We start from the raw sequence: 18,155 nt of genomic DNA on the forward strand, positions 1-18,155 counted from the left end.
TAAGAAGGGAAAAATTAGGCTTGAAGTGACGATTTATTTTCATACTTGAATCTTCATTCTAAAAAGGTTCGAAAGGTTAGAATGAAAATATTACTCTTGAGAGTAAGACGCCTGTATGGACGTCATTCATGTAAACTCAGTGAAACCGTTTTTGGTTGTGGAGACGGACCGGGAAACGTTTTTTTGAAAACCGATTGGCCCGGTTCTATTCAATTGATTGGGGGAATTTTATATCGTATCGATGCAAGGATCTTAGGAAAGGATTCTTGATTCAGGGACAAAGAGCGATTATTTTTTCGGATTTCGATTTGAGTGTATAATTCAATGAAGCACGATATAATTTTTTCTGAAGTTTTCGATCGTAGAGGAGTTGATGAGCCTTGTGCCTTTGCTTTACAATCTCAGAGAGGTGATTATAGTAAAATTACTTTTCACGCACATTCTATGAGTCAACTAGTGATCGGCTTAACGAAATTTTTAAAAGAAATACTCTGACAAAATATTTAATGTGAGTTCGGAGTGATTCATTTTTCTGTTGGAATTTGAAATTTGTAAATTTATTCTTAAAATGTGAGAACTATAACAAATCGCGATTTGACGAGCAAATTCTAAAAGTAAGGCCTCTACTTATAGAAAATTCTTTCTCATTTTTTGATGCCGAATTCACGTTATTTAAGTCTGTCCCAAACAAAACCTTAAAAGAAATCAGTTGCAATCATTCAATAAGTCCATAATGAAACAAATGAGTTTCCGTGGATTAGTGGATTGGAATATTCCGTGTATTTAACCGTCGAAACTCTTACGGTCAATTCTAAGAATGCAGGAACTCTTCGATTTCCCGGAGTAACAAAGAGTATCCCTCACCGGAAACGGACTGGAAAGCGACTGAAAGCTCTGTGTTGGAATCCAATCCACCGGAACTTAATTCGCCGGCAAAAGGAATTCCGAATTTTTGCTCGCAGAAACGGGCCAGGGAGGAATGAATCGGGCTGATCGAGTAACTGCAAATCCTCTTCTTTAAAAAGACCGCTTCAAAAAGAGACTGACCGAAATAACTTACAAACCCGGAGCAAGACGCCAATAAATTTTGAAACTGAAACCGGGAAACTCGAGGTATAAATTCGATCGAGTTTCCGACGGGAGGCGCACCGCCCACACGAACGATTTGAGATAGACTTTTATCCTTCGAAAGTAAGGACGAAAGGAAAAAATCCAATTCTTTTGAGGAATGTATGCTCCCGGCATAACAAAGAAGGAAGGAATTCGATATCGGATCCACATTCAAAAGTCCGGGAGAAATTAAAATCCGATCCAAAGAAAAACGATCCGAAATTGTCGGATGGGGAAGAAGATCGTAATGACCGTATTTTTTCCTATCCGGACCGAAGTGATCCAAAAGAAAAATTCTTGTTTTTGAATATTCTGGAATTGGAATGTCTCTGGAATCCACTACGAGCAAATCCAACTCGCCGTCGGCGGGAAAGTCCTCAAGCCAGAACGTTTTGTAAGAAGCCGCGGACAATAATGCGAAGAGAATTCTAGAACGTTCAAAATGGCCGCTTCCGAATTTTTTCGGATCTCCGACTAAAATTCCGACACGAAACTGATTTGTTATTTTCGTGGATTGAGTTTGAAAACGGATTTGTTCCACGTCTTGGTTTCCCACAAAAACGTTCGGTTCTTTTTCGAAAAGTTGGATACACTCTTTCGCTCCGAAAAAAGGATTCCGATCGTTGAGCAGATTGAAAATTCGGGAGACAGTTTCGAAATCTTTCGGCTCGTCGACCGTAAGTCTGAGTTTCGGTAAAACTTGCTTTTCTTTTTCGGTAAGCAAAGAGGAAAGTTTGGTGATTCGAAAACGATGCGGGTTCTCTTTTATGGAAAGACTTACGTGTTCTTTGTGTCTTTCTTCGAGGACTTGAGGGCGCCACTCAAGGGCCTTTCTTGTAAAGATTTCTCCTCCCATACCCAAAGGGAGTTCCGTCACATAAGCAAGATCCGGTTTTGTAAATTGAAACGACTGTAAAAGTTGGTCCAAGTGAAGCGTATCGTAAAACGGATTATCACCTGTGAGACGCAGAATCGCTTCCGCTTTGAAAAATTCTGCGGCTTTTATATACCTCAGTCTTACGTCGAGAGGATCTCCTGTAAAAAAACGATACTTCCTATTTTCTAAAAAGGAACGAAGCTCCTGATCCGCTTCGGGGATCAAATACACGATTTGCTCTTCGGGAAGGACGACTCGAATTCTGTCTTGGATTCTGTCGATGAGAGTTTTTCCGGAACCGGAAGGAAGCTCTCGTAAAACCTTACCGGGAAGTCTTGCGGAACCCGTCCGAGCCTGAATGAATGCGTAAATATTACGCGTTGAACGTATACCACTCATCACAATTCAGGCAGGGTGCACCCGTAGTTTCATGTTTTCCGTTTAACGAATCTGCGAAAGAAGGCAGACCTTTTTGCCAAATCTGCATTAGGGTTTCTTTATGAAGATTTCCAAATACCTTGCCCGGAGTTTGTTTACAAATGGAAACAGTTCCGTCCGAATTCACGTAAAGATCTCGGTTGAGATGCCAGCAGAATTCCCTCTGAATCGGAGTGAGATCAGTAACCCTTTTTTCCGGCATAAGGCCGGCATAACGATTGTATTTTTGAAGAATGACTCCGTAACCTTGTTTTTCGGTTTCATCCACCCAAACTTCCACTTCGTTTTCAGTTTCCTGAATCTTTAAAAATTGAAGATAAATTCTATTTTTTGGAAAGATATTACCGAGTTGTTCCAGATTCGAAAACACTCGACTCAATACTTTTTTTCCGTAAAGAGAATTATATTTTTCCTGGTTTCGGGTCGTGAGGTTTACGATCCAGGTGATTTTTTGCCTAAATGAGGAATCTAACGTATTCAAAAAATCTAAAGTTGAATTCAAGTCGGTATAAAGAGCTGTTTCTATAAATAATTCCTGCAGCAAAGGGGAGGAAATTTGAAAAACTGTAGAAAGCAACTTCGTAAATTCGGGATGCAAAAGAGGTTCGCCTAATCCTCCGAAACAAACTCCATATTCGTTGGAAAAGGATTCTTCCTGTTGTTTCAGTAAATTCTCCAGAAATGCCGGACTAAGAAAGGATCCGTCTTGATCGTTAGACGAAAATTGTCTCGGACAAAAACTACAACTCAATTCGCATCCTCGATATACTTCCAATTCCAGATACGAAGGGCCGGTTCTAAAAACTTCCGGATGTTTTTGAATCCACGGATGGATATCGGAATAGTTCCATTCTTCTTTGGATTTCAAAAATCCTCTGACTAAGCTCAAGGATCTTTTATTTTTTAAAGAGAAGTCGAGTCTGTATTGTCTTAGATCCGGGTCGTGATAAAAGATTTCAACGTCGTAGTGATTGATATTCTTGCCGAGATATTCCTGGACGCTCGTATTAGCGGTTTCCGGAATTCCGTTCGTAAACTCTCTGGATAAAATTGTGGGAATAATTCCGGAGGGTAAGTTCTCGCTGTAAGAATACTGGGAAAGATAGAGATCGTGTCTTCGGTAGATTTCCAGGCTTAAGTTTTCGTCCAAACAAGGGAAAAGTCCGGTAAAGTAAAAGAAGGACGCATCATCCCAGTCGGGATCACCGGTTCTGGATTGGGGGAGTTCGGAAGAAATTTTTTTTACGAACGAGATTTCCGACGGGTCTTCTAATATTCTAATATTCAAAAAATTGTATGTATTGATTCTTTTGGGAAAGGGCCAGGCGTTGAAAAAAACCGTGGACTCTGGAAGAACCTTGGAAAGCTTTCGGAGGGAAAGAAACAAAAGATTTTCCCCTTCGCTTGCGGATTCTAACAGAGATGTCGTTTCCGGACTCAGGAATACGGCGGAATGGAAGATCGGAAATTTCATGATTTGAAGTTAATATCGACCGAAAACGCGTATCTGACAATGCTCAAAATCAATCCAGATGAAACGTTTCTTCCTTGAGAGGAATCTTATTTTCTTTTCTATAGGCCTCGTCGAAAATTTGGATCGGAATTTCGGCCCTCGATTCTTTCAGCCATCTGTAAAACGTGTCTTCTTCCTTATCCCTGTAGAGAATATTCTGAATCCCGCCTCGTAGGTTTTCCATTGGAGTTGGCCTTTTACCTTCTATCTTGAGGATCGAATATCTTTTTCTTTCGTCTCTAAATACCTCGGAAACTCCTCCATTAGGAAGAGGTGCAGCGATCGTGGCCGTAATTTTACTGTATTTGTAAAGATCGAAGGAAGAAATCCATTCCACCATTCCTCTTCTGGATCTGAGAGTCGGGTCGTTTCTGGGTGAACCCGCGATCAATGCAAAGGAGGAAGGATCCGCTAGAACCGATTTCCTGATATCGGAAAGTTCCTTATAGAGTCTGTTTTCTTCTTGGATGGAGTCGTTTTCGGGGGCGATTGAAATAATTCTATATCGAATTTCAAACCCGACCTTATCTCTGTTCTGGTTGTACCAGCTCTTGATTTCCTGTTCGCTCGGAGGAGGGACCGCGATTTTTAACTGAAGGAGTTGCCCCTTTTTGATTTGGTACGGAAGTTCCGTAACCCAGAGTTCGAAAGGCATGCCCGAAGAAGTTTCCATTGCCTTTTCGAATTGTTTGCGATTTGTAATTCCCATTACTTCCATTCTTTTTTCGATTTCTGCATCGACTCTTTGTTCGTTGACTTGAATCGATTCTTCTTCGGCGACGACGTCCACGATGGCGCGGTCTATCAGAAAGTCTATGATTCTCGTTCTGAGAGATTTACGAAAGTCTTCATGTTTTAGGTGTTTTTGGAGTTTGGTATATTTCTCGCTTGCGTCGTCTAAATCGAGTTCCGAGATAGAAATCGTTCCGACGGTCGCGATGACTCGATTCAGGGACTCCGCCGTTTGAATCGGATTTTGTAAAAACAGAAATACAAATGTTCCCGTAAAGAAAAAGTTTTTTGCGTAAGTTTGCTTCGAATTCATTTGCGGCCTAATGCCCTTGATCTGTAAGATTCTGGGTAGGTTCAACCGTTTTTCCGAGTTTTAGTCGGTCTTAAATTTTCCTATCAATTGCCCCAGATTTTGCGCTTGACCGTACATATTTCCGGAGAAAGAAGTGAGGTCTTCCGCACCTGATGCGATTTCTTGGGTTCCGTCGGAAATACTCATAATCGTCTTTGTGATTTCATCTGTGGCACGTTTTTGTTCTAAAACCGCTTCTTCGATCTGTAAACTAAATGTCATCAGTTCGTTTGCGTTCTGAGAAATTTCTTTCGTATTTTCTTCCTGTGTTTTAACGGATGCGAGTACGTTCTTAGCATATCGATCGAATTCTTCGACTTGTTCCCTCAGTTTTTTGAGGACGTTAGATGCTTCTGCGACTTTAGTATTTCCGTTTAAAACAGCGGTGTTCGTTGAATTAACAAGGGATCCGATTTCTTGAACGCTTGAAGAAGTCTGCGATGCTAATTTACCGATTTCTTCAGCGACGACTGCAAATCCTTTTCCCGCTTCTCCTGCTCTTGCCGCTTCGATTGCTGCGTTGAGTGCGAGTAAGTTTGTTTTTTCGGAGATTTCGGTGATGATTGATAGAATTTCTGTGATTCTGGAAGCGCTGTCACCGATAGCAGCCATTGCACTTGTGGATTCTATCATAGCATTTTCCCCGGTAACACCTTGCTCTTTGGATAGAGCGGCGAGTTCGACTAAATCCTGCATTTCTCTGTTAATATTGACGATCTGTTCTTTGAGTCTGACGACGTTTCCGTCGATTTCTTTCATACTGAGGACCGCTTTCTCCATTGACTTGCCGACATTTTGAGCGGAAGCCGCGAGTTCTTCAACAGCAGCCGAAGATTCTTCCGCAGCGGAAGCTTGTGTTTGTGCGACGTCGGAGAAATTTCTAGAAGAATCCGCCATCTTCTCAGAAGTATCTCTGAGCATTTTTGCGGAGCCGCCGATTTCTCGTAAGACTTTGAGAAGACTCTCCCGCATTTGATTCATGGAACCGAGAAGTGTTCCGATTTCGTCCTTTTTGTCGTGTGAACTTTGTGCGACTAAATTTCCGCTTGCGATTTCTTCGGAAAATCCGACGGCTTTGAGAAGTCCGGCCGAGATCAATCTTTGGAATATAAAATTTACACAAAGAAGAACGGAGACCAATATGAGGATAGCCGTTAAAGCCCTTGAGAAAATCGTATTGAACATTTCGTCCGTATAGATCGAATCGGGAATACTTACTTGCAACGTCCAAAAGCGTTTGTCTTTGCCGACGTGAAACGGAAAGAAATAATGTGTGTGTGCTTCGGAACTATAAGTGAAATTTTTTCCTTCCTGGCTTTTTTTAAGATAGAATTCTAATTCTTGGGCATCGGGGATTTTGTTTTCCTACCAGATTACCGTCAAAACCATTTACAGCATAAATTCCCTTCGGGGAAATCAGGGATAAATAACCTTGACCTTGGAACGGTTTTTTACCGCCGATCAGTTTTTGCAATTCCTCCAACCGATAATCAAGACCGCCTACGCCGTAAAATTGATTTCCTACACGGAACGGAGCGATCAGAGATATCATAAGAATTTTGACCTTTCCGTCGAGTTCATAATAATACGGGTCGGTTACAAATTGAGTAAGCGTTTTTTTAGGTACTTGATACCATTCTCCTTCCGGACCCGGATTATCGTAATATTTAGCGGCTTCCAATACGATTTCTTCATCCGTTTTTCCACGGTGAAGATAAGGAATGAATCTTCCGCTTGCGTCATGCCCCGGAGTACTTTCAAATTGAGAATCTTGCCCGTCGAAACCGTTCGGTTCGTAGGCTACTCGGGCGCCGAAATAACTCTCGTTTACCTTTAGTATTTCCTGCAAGGCTAGAATGACTTTGTTTCTGGGAGGAGAATCGAATAAAAGCGGGAATCGGAAACCCCGGATTATACCCATACCTGTATTTAAATAGTCTTTTATTTCCATCGTCCAACGTTCCGCAGTTACTTCGGAGCCGTTGACTACTTCTTGTTCTAATTTTTTATAAGCGGTGTATGAGTTGACTGTTGCAAGAATTCCAAAACCGATAAACAATACGATCGAAAGATACAAAGAAATGCGAAATCGAATGCTCATTGCGTGCGCCTCCCGCAACTTGTCTTTTAAGTAATTAAAAATGATTAACGAAGGATGGGACGAAAAGCTCGAGCAAAAAATTGCTAATTTATAAAAAAATCATTATTTTATCTTGGGAAAAACAAAAAATTCGGCCTATGTCGCATTTATAAATGAAATATCCATCGATTCTTCCGAGATTGATTCGAATTTTTTGATCATTTGGAAGGATGAAAAACATTACCTAAGGCATTTGAATCGACTCAGACAACAATTTACGATAGAGTATATGAATAAAAATTTGTTCGAGAGTCCTTTCTAAAAATAATGTGAGGTCTTAAACCATGTCGCTTTCGGCACGTAAATTACTTTTACAGATCAATGGTATTGCGTTGATTCTTGCGTCTACGGTCGCGTTTTTTGCTTTGGATATATTGGGAATCTTTTTTGGAAAGGGGCCGGCGCGTTTTATTTTCGAGGGACAGGAATTTGTAGGAATCGGCTTTTTCGAGGCGCACGGGCTCGCTTTTATACTTGGAGTCCTTCTTTTTCGTGCGGAACCGAAACGATCCTGGCATATTGTCGCCGTTGCGATTCACGCTTTATTAGGAACTGCGAATATTCTTATGTGGGGAATTTTTATCGCTGTGAATAGTTTACCTATGGGCTACGGAACTACGGCGATGCACTGGATTTTTGTATTTTTTCAATTGCTTGCCGTCTTCCATTCTACGAAAGAGGATTGAATTAAGAACTTGTCCCAAAACCTCGGGTGTAGGAACTCCTACACGAGAGTGTTCCAACGATAAAATCCGTTAGAAAAGCCATAAATCACTAATCTGCGGGAATTTCCACTCTCTATTAGGAACTGATAAAATGATTGTGCTGATTTCTTTTAAAGTTTTGGAACAAGTTCTAAGTGTGTAAAGTCCTAAACCTGCCGCGACGACCATAGAGAGTCGTGGCGCTGAGTTTCCCCGCGACGACCATAGAGAGTCGGCGGAACATCCGCATTTCTCGACGAGTTTAGAAATTCCGTTTTCGATGGTTCTATAAATCGAAGACTTTATCCCGAAAGTCCGAAGACGTCATGGATTTTGTTGATCGCAATTTTGGCCTGATCTTCTGGGATTACACAAGAGATTTTAATCTCGGAGGTGGAGATCATTTCTATGTTGATTCCATTGTCCGCAAGTGCCTGAAACATTCCGGCCGCAACTCCTACGTGAGATTTCATACCCACTCCGACCGCGGAAACGATCGCAATACTTTCGTTGATTTCGGGTTCCTTTGCGTTATGTGTTTTTGAAAATCCTTGAAGAATCGGTTTTGCTTGAAGAACGTCCTTTTTGGAAATCGTAAATGAGATCGTATTGATTCCGTTATGTGGAGAGGATTGTACAATCATATCCACGAGAATATGCTTGGAGTTCAATTCTCCAAAAAGTCTCGCCGCTAAACCAGGTTTGTCGGGAACTTCCGCAATTGTGATTCGTGCTTGATCACTCTTTGCGGTGACTCCGCTGACTTTTAATTTTTCCATAATTTTATCCTCGCTCATCACAAGTGTTCCTTGGTTTTCGTTGAAACTGGAGCGGACGTGTATAACTACATCGTAATTCATTCCCAATTCTACGCTTCTAGAATGAAGGACCCCCGCACCTAAACTTGCAAGTTCGAGCATTTCTTCATAAGTGATTTGTGTATGTTTTTTTGCGTTTGGAACAATTCTCGGATCGGCCGTATAAACTCCGTCAACGTCGGTGTAAATTTCGCATTCTTTCGCGCCTAGAACCGCCGCTACCGCTACCGCCGACGTGTCGGAACCACCTCTTCCCAGAGTGGTGATGTTTTCTTCTTCGTCGATTCCTTGGAAACCCGCGATGATAGCTACCTTGCCTTCATTCAAAGCCGTGTCGATTCGAGATCGATCGATCATTTTGATTTTCGCATTAGAGAAATTTCCGTCGGTTAAAAGTTTGATTTGAGAACCGGTAAAAGAAGTCGCGGGAACTCCGATTTCCCAAAGTGCCATAGCGAGTAATGCTGTGGAAATCTGCTCACCGGTAGAGAGGAGCATATCCATTTCCCGTTTGGGAGGATTTGCGGAAATTTTTGCAGCGAGTTCTACGAGGTCGTCCGTGGTATGTCCCATAGCGGAAACCACGACGGCGATTTGTTGTCCCTTGTCATGATAGGATTTGATTCTTCTTGCAACGTTCTGGATTCTTTCCGGGGTTCCCACGGAAGTTCCGCCGTATTTTTGAACGATGATGTTTGGCATAACCTTAACAGTCATATTTTTCTTTCAAGACGAGGGATCAAGAGAATTCGATTTTGATTCTCCGATTTTGGAAAGAGGGTTTTGTTCTCAGGAAAGGTTTTAAAACTGACGAAAGTTTTATCAATACCGTAGAATTTCGTTTTCGAACGAATCTCCATTCCACCTTTAAGAAGAAAGTATGTTCAGTGTTCTCGATTGGTTTTTCATCTTGTTGTATTTATTATTTGCGTTTGCTGCGGGAATTTTGCTTTCTCCCAAAGCGGGCAAAAGTCTCGTTTCTTACTTTGTCGCCGATCGTAAACTTCCTTGGTGGTGGCTCGGAACTTCGATGGTCGCGACTACGTTTGCGGCGGATACTCCTCTTGTGATCACCGGTTTTGTGGCTGCGGATGGAATTTCGGCTAACTGGTTTTGGTGGAGTTGGGCGATCGGTTATATGGCGATGACAGTTTTTTTTGCGGGAAAATGGAGAAAGATGGAAGTCCTTACCGATGTCGAGTTTGTCGAACTACGTTACGGTGGAAAACCGGCGACTATTCTCCGTATGGTCAAAGCGTTCTATTTAAGTATATTAGTAAATTCGATTGTACTGGGGTGGGTATTCAAAGCGATGTCCAAAATCACCGGTCCTTTTTTGGATTGGACGGATATACTCGGCGTGGACGGATTTGCGATCGTTCGGAATCTTTGGCCTTCTTTTCTAATATTCGATTCTTTGAATAATACGATCACGGTGTTGATTCTGTTTTTGATCGTGGTCGTCTATAGCAGTATGGGAGGAATCCAAGGTGTGATTCTGACTGATCTCGTTCAGTTTGCTTTAGGAATGGGAGGAGCGATCCTTTTTGCGGTGTACGCCGTTTCTAGCCAAGGGGGGATTTCCGGTCTACTTATGGGAATGAAAGAAATCTATCCGGACAAACACGAATCCATCTTGAGTTTTTGGCCGGATTTTCAAGGCGCCTCCCTTCCGTTTAATGTTTTCCTGATATTTATATCCGTACAATGGTGGGCTCAGTATTATTCGGATGGTTCGGGATATTTGGCGCAGCGAATTCACACCGCAAAAAGTCCAGAGGAAGCGGAGAAGGGTTCTCTTTGGTTCAACGTGGCGAACTTTATTGTTCGGACCTGGCCTTGGATCTTGACCGCGCTCGTAACGTTAGTCGTATTTCCTCTGCATGATCCGACGCGATATTTTTCGGAAGGACAAATCGTGGGTGGCGACCGCGAGATGGGTTATCCGATTTTAATGAAACTTATATTGCCGAGCGGAGTTTTGGGAATCGTATTTGCGAGTTTGATGGCAGCGTTTATGTCCACGGCAGACACTCATATCAATTGGGGCGCGAGTTATTTGGTGAACGATTTTTATCTGAGATTCCTTCATCCGGGTGCGGATGATAAGACTTTGGTAAGAGTGAGTCGAATCGCTGTTGTTCTGATGGCAATCGTAGCCGTTCTCGTGGCGACTCAGATTCAATCCATCGCGAGTGCCTGGAAATTTTTATTGGCGTTTGCTTCGGGTATGGGATTGCCTCAGATTTTACGATGGATTTGGTGGAGAACCAACGCTTGGACGGAACTTTCCGGTATGATCACGGCTTTGACGCTATCGATGATTTTATATCCTTTTTTTCCCGAGGTTCGATCGGAATACCTTTTATTTTGGGTGGCGATCGGTTCCGTCGTGGTTTCGATCCTCGTTACCTTAACGACTCCCCCTGTTCCGAAAGATACGTTAGACGCATTTGTAAAAAGGACCGACCCTTTCGGATTTTGGAAAGGACAGGGTAGTAAAAAAAGGCTCGAGGATTTTCAGGAAAAAATCGTACTTTGGATTTTGGGAACCGTTTCGTTGTTTTTCGGAATGTTTTCTTTGGGATGTTTTTTTCTTTTGAAGTTTTGGCAAGGCGCATGTTGTCTGATTGGCTTTGTCGCTTTCGGTTTCTTCTATTGGAAAAAAGAATTCGGTAATAACGGGGTCGACTAAAAAACTTTCCTGTTTTTGAATATTCAAGAAAATTTAATCTTTATTTGTCTGAGCACTCGGCTCCAGTTTATAACGTCAATGGTAATGATTGAATAAATACTTTTTGGTTCGCTTTTATTTTATAAATGTCGATACTACCGTTTTGAATTTCGCAACCATTGCCTTCGATGGTTCCAATTTCTACGGCTCTATAGTTTTCGATGGTGAATCAGCCGCTTTTCCAGTCGTAGTTTGTGCGGTCCGCTTGGTAAAAGAATAAAAATATTTTGTTCCTTTGATTGGAACTGGAATAAAAAGTCTTTTATTTTTCTAAATTTTCCGTTAGATGGGATAAACAAATAAAGACTCCTCGCATCGTTTACAAAAAGATAAGACCATTCCAAAAAAATGTCTTCATAACCATCGTTATTAAATTCTTTAAACTCAAAAGATTTTATCTCTTCACTATCCCTTAAGAGTCAAATTCAGGATTCTATTTCGTTTAGAATTTCACTACGGAAAATCCAGAATCGTCTAAGCGCGCAATATAATCTTAACCTTGGATTGTTATCTTTTCTATTTGTTGGCGCTGGGCGTTCAGTCCGACAGAAAAAATTAACAAAGAAAAAAATACAAGAATAAGTATTTCATAAAGTGTTACCAAGTCGCGGAAAAGGCTCCTCTTAATTCTCCTAATTTGTAACCCTTTGCTTGGTCGTTAGGATACAGTTCTGCAATTTTTTTGGATACCGCCGGGTTTATATCTTGAGGACCACCGTGGCATTGTAAACAGGTCGCATTCTGAAGAATGATGGGTTGTAAAATTCGAACTTCTTTGTCTTTGGATAAAACGATCGTGTAGGGGGCCATTCCGGCTTTTTGAGATTCTTTCCATTGATTGAAAATTTCGGTTTCCCAGATCTCGGGTCGATGACTCGGGTTTCTTGGTTTTTCGGAAACTCTTCTTATAAGAACTCCGGGAAATTCTGCCTTGAGATCGGCTTCCTTTTTAGGAGAAATTGTTCGACAGACATTGATTGCGCCTACGATTCCCTTCGTTCGAATTGCGGATTCTAAATTCTTTTGTAAATCGATTTGAAATTCTGAGATCAGCCGAAGTAAAATTTCTTTCTTCTCCGAATTCCGCCCCGAGTCGCAGACCGCAAAAAACTGAATGAAAAGCAAGAAGGACAATAACTTTACTGGATTGTTTTTATATGAGGAAAGAACGCGAAATTGTTTTTGAGAAAATTTGAAAAAAGCGTTCATGAAATCCATTCTAATCTTTTCCTTTACGATGGAAAAGAATTTTAAAATTCTTCTCTGCTTTAAATCCATGATGAAGGAATTCGAAGCCGCTTGTTCATTCTTCCTTTGAAAAGAATGGACAGAATGTCTTTTTTTTGATTTTTGGAAAGTATCATCCAGAATCAACTCAAGCTTGATTCGATTATCAAAAGCAATTCATAGGGGATAATAAATCATGTCCGGACATTCCAAATGGGCAACGATTAAACGTAAGAAAGACGCGATCGATTCCAAGCGCGGAGCCATTTTTACAAGAGTCGGGAAAGAAATCACGGTAGCGGCAAAAATGGGAGGAGGGGATCCGGAAGGAAATCCTAGACTCAGACTTGCAATATTGAAAGCCAAATCAGTAAACATGCCCAAGGATAATATAGAGAGGGCGATCAAAAAAGGGACCGGAGAGCTAGAAGGAGTCGTTTACGAAGAATGTCTTTATGAATGTTTCGGGCCGGCTGGAATTGCAATTATGGTTTCTGCGGTGACCGACAAAAAGTCTAGAACAACTCCGGAGATTAAAAGTATTCTTACAAAACTAGGAGGTTCGCTTGCGACTTCCGGTTCCGTAAGTAGGCTTTTTGAAAAGAAAGGAGTGATCGTTTTAGAATCTTCTCAAATCGGAGAAGATAAATTGGTGGACATTGCGGTAGGCGGAGGAGCGGAAGACGTAATTAACGAGGGAGAAGTTTATCGAGTTATCACTACCCCGGACGATTATGAATCCGTATTACACGCGCTAAACGAAAAAGGGCTGAAATCGGAAGAATCGGAAATCCGTTATATCGCTCTTGTCAGCTCCGAAATCGCGGACAAAGAGGTCGCGGAAAAAGTGATGAAGTTGATCGAGCAACTTGATGGGCACGACGATGTTACTTCCGTAACGTCCAACTTCGAATTAGCCGCTTCACTCGAAAAAGAATTTGAGTGATTCTCCGAAAATCCCCGGTGCCGTTTCCTCTTTGAAAGATAAGGAAGAAGCGGGTTCTTCTTGCTTATCTTTTTTCAAATTCGTTCGGGAATTTTTAACTTGAGAATCATCGGAATCGATCCGGGTTCTCATCGAGCCGGTTATGCGGTTTTGGAAAAAACCGCCTCTAAAATTCGCATTTTGGCCTATGGAACCGTGGAGGTTCCTTCGGGAACTCCGAGTCCGAATAATCTTTTGGTATTGCGGAAGGGACTTACGGAAATTTTGAAAGAGTTCAAACCTTCCATCGCTTCGGTTGAGGAAATGTTTTTTGCGAAAAATAAAAAGACCGCATCAAGAGTATTCGAGTCAAGGGGAGTTCTGTTAGTTACTTTAGCGGAAATGAATATTCAAATTCTGGAACCTACGGTTTCTCAGATTAAAAAAGGAACTACCGGAAGCGGAACCGCGGACAAAAAACAAATCCGTCAAGCTTTAAAACTACTGCTCGATATTGATTTACTCAAAGGGCACGACGACTCTTGGGATGCCGTTGCCGCGGCCTATGTCGGTCTTTCGATGAGTTCCAGCCCTTTGTTTGCGGCGCGTTTTAAAGTTTAACCGCGAGAAATGCCAATGAGCGACTGACCGCGCTTTTGGGATCCTTCTTATTCCGAGATTCTTCTCAACTTGTGGGAACATTATGGCCTTTAGCGAGATTCTGAGTTGTACATCGATCCTTTGTGCGGGGATTTACAAGTTTAAAATCCAACTGCGGCGGTTATCTTTTCTTCTTTTTCTTTACCGGAGCCGACTTTTTCTTAGGAATCGATTTCGACTTCGCTGGTTTTAAAGGGGACGAATTTTTTTTAGGGGCGGGCTTTTTTTTGGAAGCAGGCGCGGGGGATTTGGAGGGCGTTTTCGAGAACTCGACATCTTCCGGTTGTTTCGTAGATTCCACTTTTCTAATGATTGGTTTTGGGTCCTTCTTTTCTTCCGCGGTGATCAAGTCGAACAAACATTCGATTCCAAGAGGGCCCATAAATAAATTCATATGACCCGCTTCCGGAAGTTCCACGTCATCGAAGTGACCTAAACGGGAATTCTCGGAGGGAAGAATGACCTGATCTTTTTTCGTAAAAACGGATTGAACATTAGGCAACTTTCCGAATACTTCACCGACTTCTCGAATGAATTTGGAATTCGGCATCATCTGCCAGCTACAGATGAACATGGGCAGGAAATACGAAAGGTATGTTCCTCTTACGGGAGTTCCCGCGATGAAAATTTTCTTAACACGATCTCTCCCTTTGTAGGTAAGACCGGAAGCGATCAAACCACCCATCGAATGACCCACAATATAACAATCTTTGATACCCTTTTCGATCAGGAAGTTTTCCAGAATCTTACTTTTGGTTCGAATGTTCCCAACTTGAAAACCGAGAGGTACAACGTAAACCGGATGTCCGTTGGCGGAAAGATGTTTGAGCATCGGTTCCCAAGAAAGAGTTCTACCTAAAAATCCAGGGACTAACACTACGGGACGTTTATCACCTTCGGGGGAATTTTCCAGTTCGATAAACATTCCGATGATCATATGCCAGATACAAAGAATCGTGTACCATTTTTCCGCTAAAAATTGTAGAATCGGATTTCGAACGGAACGATTGTCGGATACGTACGTGAGATAATCATTCATAGAGTTGCTCCCGGTTGAATCCGGATTTAAGCATGATTTTCCTTATTGTCACGACTTGAAAATCAAAAAAAGAAGTGAAACCTTTTCTGGGAAATCAAAAGTATTTTTCGAAATTATTCCATAGTGAAGATTCACAAAACTGCTTCAATCGACTGTTTCCGGAAAATAGAAGCAGATAAAGAATTCATTTTCAAACTCTATTCTTTCCGAAATTTTAAAGAAGCGGAATTGATACAATAGCGTAGCCCGGTAGGACTCGGCCCATCGTTGAATACGTGACCTAAATGTCCTCCACATTTGGCGCAGAGAATTTCGGTTCTCACCATTCCATGGGTGTTGTCTTTTTCTTCGTTCACAGCACCTTCCTTTGTGGGTTGATAGAAAGAAGGCCAACCGGACCCGGATTCGTACTTGGTTTCGGAAGAAAATAAAACGGCACCACAAGCTGCACAAACGTAGGTTCCTTTGTCTTGATTTTTATAAAGGGCTCCGGTAAACGCCATTTCGGTTCCCTTTTGTCTTAAAATTTTATATTGTTCCGGAGTGAGTTCTTTTTTCCATTCGTCTTCGGATTTGTTAATTTCGTAACTCATACTCTCTCCTTTTTGGTTTGTCCGGTTTGAGTCGCCGCCGACTTTGCAGCAACCTGAAAATACTAAGGATACTAAGATGACTGGAAATAAAAACATGTTTTTCATACGTAAAAATTCGTTTTCGGTCGGAATAGGTTACTGAAAAAAACGGATTAAAAACAAAGCGTGTTTTTTTAAAAATACGATCGTGCGTTGTTTTAGTATGGTCGAGTAGCTAGCGATAACTCGAACTGATTTATACACTGGAGAATAGGAATCGGTGCCACCGATCGGTTTGACAAGAGCCGAATGAAGTGAGAGTTTCACGTACTGCTCCGTGAGAGCGCATGAGGAAAGTTCTCATGTGCTCTCGACCGTATTTGTGCGTTTTTTTACTTGTCGATATTGATCTTAATTCCAGGAATGTTTTCTTTGAGACGAGAAACGATCTTTGCCTTTTGATCCTGTGAAAACGAATTTCCCCACAAACCGATTTCTTTCAGTTTTTTGAGTTGGTAGATACTTTCAGGCAGGTCGGTCAATTTGTTATTACCCGCTGATAATTCCTCCAAGTTTTCCATAGTGCCGATCGTTTCCGGTAAAAACTCGATTTGATTTTTTTGGATATCGAGCGATTTACAATTTTTGAGTTTTCCGATCGTGTCGGGCAAAAACCGGATTTTCGTTTTGGAGATTTCAAGTGTGTACATGGAATCCATATCTCCGATTTCCTTCGGAATCTCTTCAATATCCACGTCGCTCAAATGGAAATACTTGCAATTCTTAAGTTGACCGATTTCAGGAGTCAATTCTTTGATTCCGACCGCGTAAGTATGGATAGTTATCAATCCTGTGATTTTTCCAATACCGTCCAAACTTTTGAAAGGATTATGACGAAGATCCAGTTCTTCAATGGAATTCATACCGTACAAAGCTGTCGGTATTTTTTCGAATTTATTTTCTCCCAAATTCAATCGTTTCAATAAAGTCAACTTCTGGAGGTTTTTCGGTAAATCTTTGAGTTTGTTCCCGCAAAGATTCAAATGATTCAGATTGACAAGAGCCCCTACGTCTTCCGGAAGTTTATTGATTTTTTCCGTTCGAATATAAAGATATCTTAAATTACTCAATTTACATATCTCAATTGGAAATTCGGTTAATTTTTTCGAAATGATTGATAAGTCCTTGAGATTTTGCAGGGCCGTTATCGTATTCGGAAGTTTTGCGATTTTCGTGTTCCAGCAGGACAATGTTTCTAAATCTTGATAATCTCCGATCTCGTCCGGTATTTCTTCAAGATTTCGATCTTCTATAAGCATGGATTTATCTTTAGAATTATACAGTTTACTTAAATCTATTCCTTTTTTTGTCAGTTCCGGATAGGGAGAATTCTTAATTTTACCAGAACTATCGAAGATTACCTCTGATTCCTCGTCGTCGTGGTAATAAGCGAATATCAGATAATAAGGAGTTTGTTTTTCGATTTGTAGGAATGAATTTTCCTTCAAGGTTTGTAATATAATTTCCTTCGACATTTTGCAAAGGATATTCTGCATTACGGTATAATCTTCTCCCATGGTTTCCCAAATGTCGTCGGGTTCTTCTTTTAGATTTTTACGAATCAGATCCGAAAAGTCGATCACCGATTCATTATCTACGGCCCCTTCTTCCATTGCATTTTTAGGATCGTTACTTTCCGTATCGTAGTCGAATTCGATCGAATACTGTGTTGCGGCGTCGTCCCATCGGATATCGAAAATTCCGATCGGTTCTATGTTTTTCTCCTTAAGTTTCTTCCAGTAAGAACAAACGGATTGGAATACTTTCTCCGCTTCCTTTTCCCAGTTGATTTTTTGGAAGGTTTTTGCATATTTCGATTCCTCGAAATCCTTAACTTTTACTTTCAAAAATTGATGGAACGAATCACTTAATAATTTTTGAATTGGCTCCGAATTCTGTTCCGGTAATTCGGTTTCCGATCTTTGTTCCGTCAATTCAGCTTCGACATACCCTTTTTTCAACTTTTCACGGAATAGTTTTTCCGCTTCTTTCAAACATTCTTTTTCGTCAGAAAACGTTTTGGTGGAACTCTGACCGGAGGATCCGATTTTTCCGAAGGTTACGGTAAATGTACTTCCGGAAACTTGGATACTCCAAAATTTCTTAGAACCTTCATCTTGATAAATTAAGTATTTTTTCATTCAGAACACTGTTTTTTGTTTAGATAGATGGACAATCGAATTATTCGATGAATTGAATTTGAAATTTAAGTGATCTGAATTATTAGAGTTGTTGAAAAATTAATTCTTCATCT

14 protein-coding genes and 1 pseudogene are annotated in these 18,155 nt (G+C 41.2%); 5 read left to right on the top strand and 10 right to left on the bottom strand.

Annotation, left to right across the window (positions count from 1 at the left end; genetic code table 11):
* Positions 1–81: 81 nt before the first annotated feature.
* The gene (locus tag CLV95_RS11195) at positions 82–270 is read left to right on the top strand and encodes a hypothetical protein (RefSeq protein WP_228003554.1); all 189 of its coding nucleotides are present in this window, start codon (positions 82–84) and stop codon (positions 268–270) included.
* 541 nt (positions 271–811) lie between these two features.
* On the opposite strand, the gene CLV95_RS11205 is transcribed toward CLV95_RS11195, so the two are convergent.
* The 4 genes and pseudogenes from CLV95_RS11205 to CLV95_RS11220 form a co-directional block, all read right to left on the bottom strand.
* A complete protein-coding gene (locus CLV95_RS11205) occupies positions 812–2,386 on the bottom strand; it encodes a cytidylyltransferase domain-containing protein (protein WP_002728347.1) in 1,575 nt (524 codons plus the stop codon).
* Entirely contained in the window at positions 2,361–3,899 is a 1,539-nt protein-coding gene (locus CLV95_RS11210) for a spiro-SPASM protein (RefSeq protein ID WP_002735502.1), read from the bottom strand. Before CLV95_RS11210 ends, CLV95_RS11205 begins: the two co-directional genes overlap by 26 nt.
* Before the next feature lie 49 nt (positions 3,900–3,948).
* On the bottom strand, positions 3,949–4,983 hold the full coding sequence (locus tag CLV95_RS11215; protein WP_002728351.1) for a putative peptidyl-prolyl cis-trans isomerase: 1,035 nt from the start codon (positions 4,981–4,983) through the stop codon (positions 3,949–3,951).
* Positions 4,984–5,043: 60 nt separating this feature from the next.
* Positions 5,044–7,123 (bottom strand): annotated as a pseudogene (locus CLV95_RS11220) (methyl-accepting chemotaxis protein).
* A gap of 323 nt (positions 7,124–7,446) precedes the next feature.
* Here CLV95_RS11220 and CLV95_RS11225 point away from each other — a divergent pair.
* The gene (locus CLV95_RS11225; protein ID WP_002729819.1) at positions 7,447–7,848 is read left to right on the top strand and encodes a hypothetical protein; all 402 of its coding nucleotides are present in this window, start codon (positions 7,447–7,449) and stop codon (positions 7,846–7,848) included.
* A 320-nt stretch (positions 7,849–8,168) separates the two neighbouring features.
* Here CLV95_RS11225 and CLV95_RS11230 read toward each other — a convergent pair whose 3' ends face one another.
* Positions 8,169–9,386 carry an aspartate kinase gene (locus CLV95_RS11230; protein WP_002721684.1) on the bottom strand — a complete coding sequence of 406 codons (1,218 nt, stop codon included), beginning with the start codon at positions 9,384–9,386 and terminating at the stop codon, positions 8,169–8,171.
* A 178-nt stretch (positions 9,387–9,564) separates the two neighbouring features.
* Here CLV95_RS11230 and CLV95_RS11235 point away from each other — a divergent pair, with 178 nt between their 5' ends.
* Positions 9,565–11,379: a sodium:solute symporter family protein gene (locus tag CLV95_RS11235; protein ID WP_002733236.1), complete on the top strand. Its 1,815-nt coding sequence runs from the start codon at positions 9,565–9,567 to the stop codon at positions 11,377–11,379.
* Between the two features lie 636 nt (positions 11,380–12,015).
* Here CLV95_RS11235 and CLV95_RS11245 read toward each other — a convergent pair.
* Positions 12,016–12,636 carry a Tll0287-like domain-containing protein gene (locus tag CLV95_RS11245; protein ID WP_032850844.1) on the bottom strand — a complete coding sequence of 207 codons (621 nt, stop codon included), beginning with the start codon at positions 12,634–12,636 and terminating at the stop codon, positions 12,016–12,018.
* Positions 12,637–12,841: 205 nt separating this feature from the next.
* Here CLV95_RS11245 and CLV95_RS11255 point away from each other — a divergent pair, with 205 nt between their 5' ends.
* Complete coding sequence (locus tag CLV95_RS11255) at positions 12,842–13,591, top strand: YebC/PmpR family DNA-binding transcriptional regulator (protein ID WP_002733248.1); 750 nt, start codon at positions 12,842–12,844, stop codon at positions 13,589–13,591.
* 99 nt (positions 13,592–13,690) lie between these two features.
* Positions 13,691–14,191: a crossover junction endodeoxyribonuclease RuvC gene (locus CLV95_RS11260; RefSeq protein ID WP_002733239.1), complete on the top strand. Its 501-nt coding sequence runs from the start codon at positions 13,691–13,693 to the stop codon at positions 14,189–14,191.
* Between the two features lie 160 nt (positions 14,192–14,351).
* On the opposite strand, the gene CLV95_RS11265 is transcribed toward CLV95_RS11260, so the two are convergent.
* The 4 genes from CLV95_RS11265 to CLV95_RS11275 form a co-directional block, all read right to left on the bottom strand.
* Positions 14,352–15,269: an esterase/lipase family protein gene (locus tag CLV95_RS11265; RefSeq protein WP_002721695.1), complete on the bottom strand. Its 918-nt coding sequence runs from the start codon at positions 15,267–15,269 to the stop codon at positions 14,352–14,354.
* Between the two features lie 197 nt (positions 15,270–15,466).
* Positions 15,467–15,862 (bottom strand): peptide-methionine (R)-S-oxide reductase MsrB, encoded by a 396-nt coding sequence (msrB, locus tag CLV95_RS11270; RefSeq protein ID WP_002721689.1) that lies wholly within the window; start codon positions 15,860–15,862, stop codon positions 15,467–15,469.
* Between the two features lie 135 nt (positions 15,863–15,997).
* A complete protein-coding gene (locus tag CLV95_RS18855; RefSeq protein ID WP_002729038.1) occupies positions 15,998–16,168 on the bottom strand; it encodes a hypothetical protein in 171 nt (56 codons plus the stop codon).
* Between the two features lie 65 nt (positions 16,169–16,233).
* Positions 16,234–18,042: a leucine-rich repeat domain-containing protein gene (locus CLV95_RS11275; protein ID WP_002733195.1), complete on the bottom strand. Its 1,809-nt coding sequence runs from the start codon at positions 18,040–18,042 to the stop codon at positions 16,234–16,236.
* Positions 18,043–18,155 lie beyond the last annotated feature (113 nt).

This window comes from Leptospira borgpetersenii serovar Javanica (assembly GCF_003046425.1).
In the GTDB taxonomy this organism is placed as follows: domain Bacteria; phylum Spirochaetota; class Leptospiria; order Leptospirales; family Leptospiraceae; genus Leptospira; species Leptospira borgpetersenii.

Excerpts from the sequence above, each read along its gene's own strand:
- CLV95_RS11195 (WP_228003554.1), top strand. The coding sequence starts at position 82 with ATGAAAATATTACTCTTGAGAGTAAGACGCCTGTATGGACGTCATTCA.
- CLV95_RS11205 (WP_002728347.1), bottom strand. The coding sequence starts at position 2,386 with ATGAGTGGTATACGTTCAACGCGTAATATTTACGCATTCATTCAGGCT.
- msrB (WP_002721689.1), bottom strand. The coding sequence starts at position 15,862 with ATGAGTTACGAAATTAACAAATCCGAAGACGAATGGAAAAAAGAACTC.
- CLV95_RS11235 (WP_002733236.1), top strand. The coding sequence starts at position 9,565 with ATGTTCAGTGTTCTCGATTGGTTTTTCATCTTGTTGTATTTATTATTT.
- CLV95_RS11210 (WP_002735502.1), bottom strand. The coding sequence starts at position 3,899 with ATGAAATTTCCGATCTTCCATTCCGCCGTATTCCTGAGTCCGGAAACG.
- CLV95_RS11215 (WP_002728351.1), bottom strand. The coding sequence starts at position 4,983 with ATGAATTCGAAGCAAACTTACGCAAAAAACTTTTTCTTTACGGGAACA.
- CLV95_RS11275 (WP_002733195.1), bottom strand. The coding sequence starts at position 18,042 with ATGAAAAAATACTTAATTTATCAAGATGAAGGTTCTAAGAAATTTTGG.
- CLV95_RS11255 (WP_002733248.1), top strand. The coding sequence starts at position 12,842 with ATGTCCGGACATTCCAAATGGGCAACGATTAAACGTAAGAAAGACGCG.
- CLV95_RS11230 (WP_002721684.1), bottom strand. The coding sequence starts at position 9,386 with ATGCCAAACATCATCGTTCAAAAATACGGCGGAACTTCCGTGGGAACC.
- CLV95_RS11265 (WP_002721695.1), bottom strand. The coding sequence starts at position 15,269 with ATGAATGATTATCTCACGTACGTATCCGACAATCGTTCCGTTCGAAAT.
- CLV95_RS11245 (WP_032850844.1), bottom strand. The coding sequence starts at position 12,636 with ATGGATTTCATGAACGCTTTTTTCAAATTTTCTCAAAAACAATTTCGC.
- CLV95_RS11225 (WP_002729819.1), top strand. The coding sequence starts at position 7,447 with ATGTCGCTTTCGGCACGTAAATTACTTTTACAGATCAATGGTATTGCG.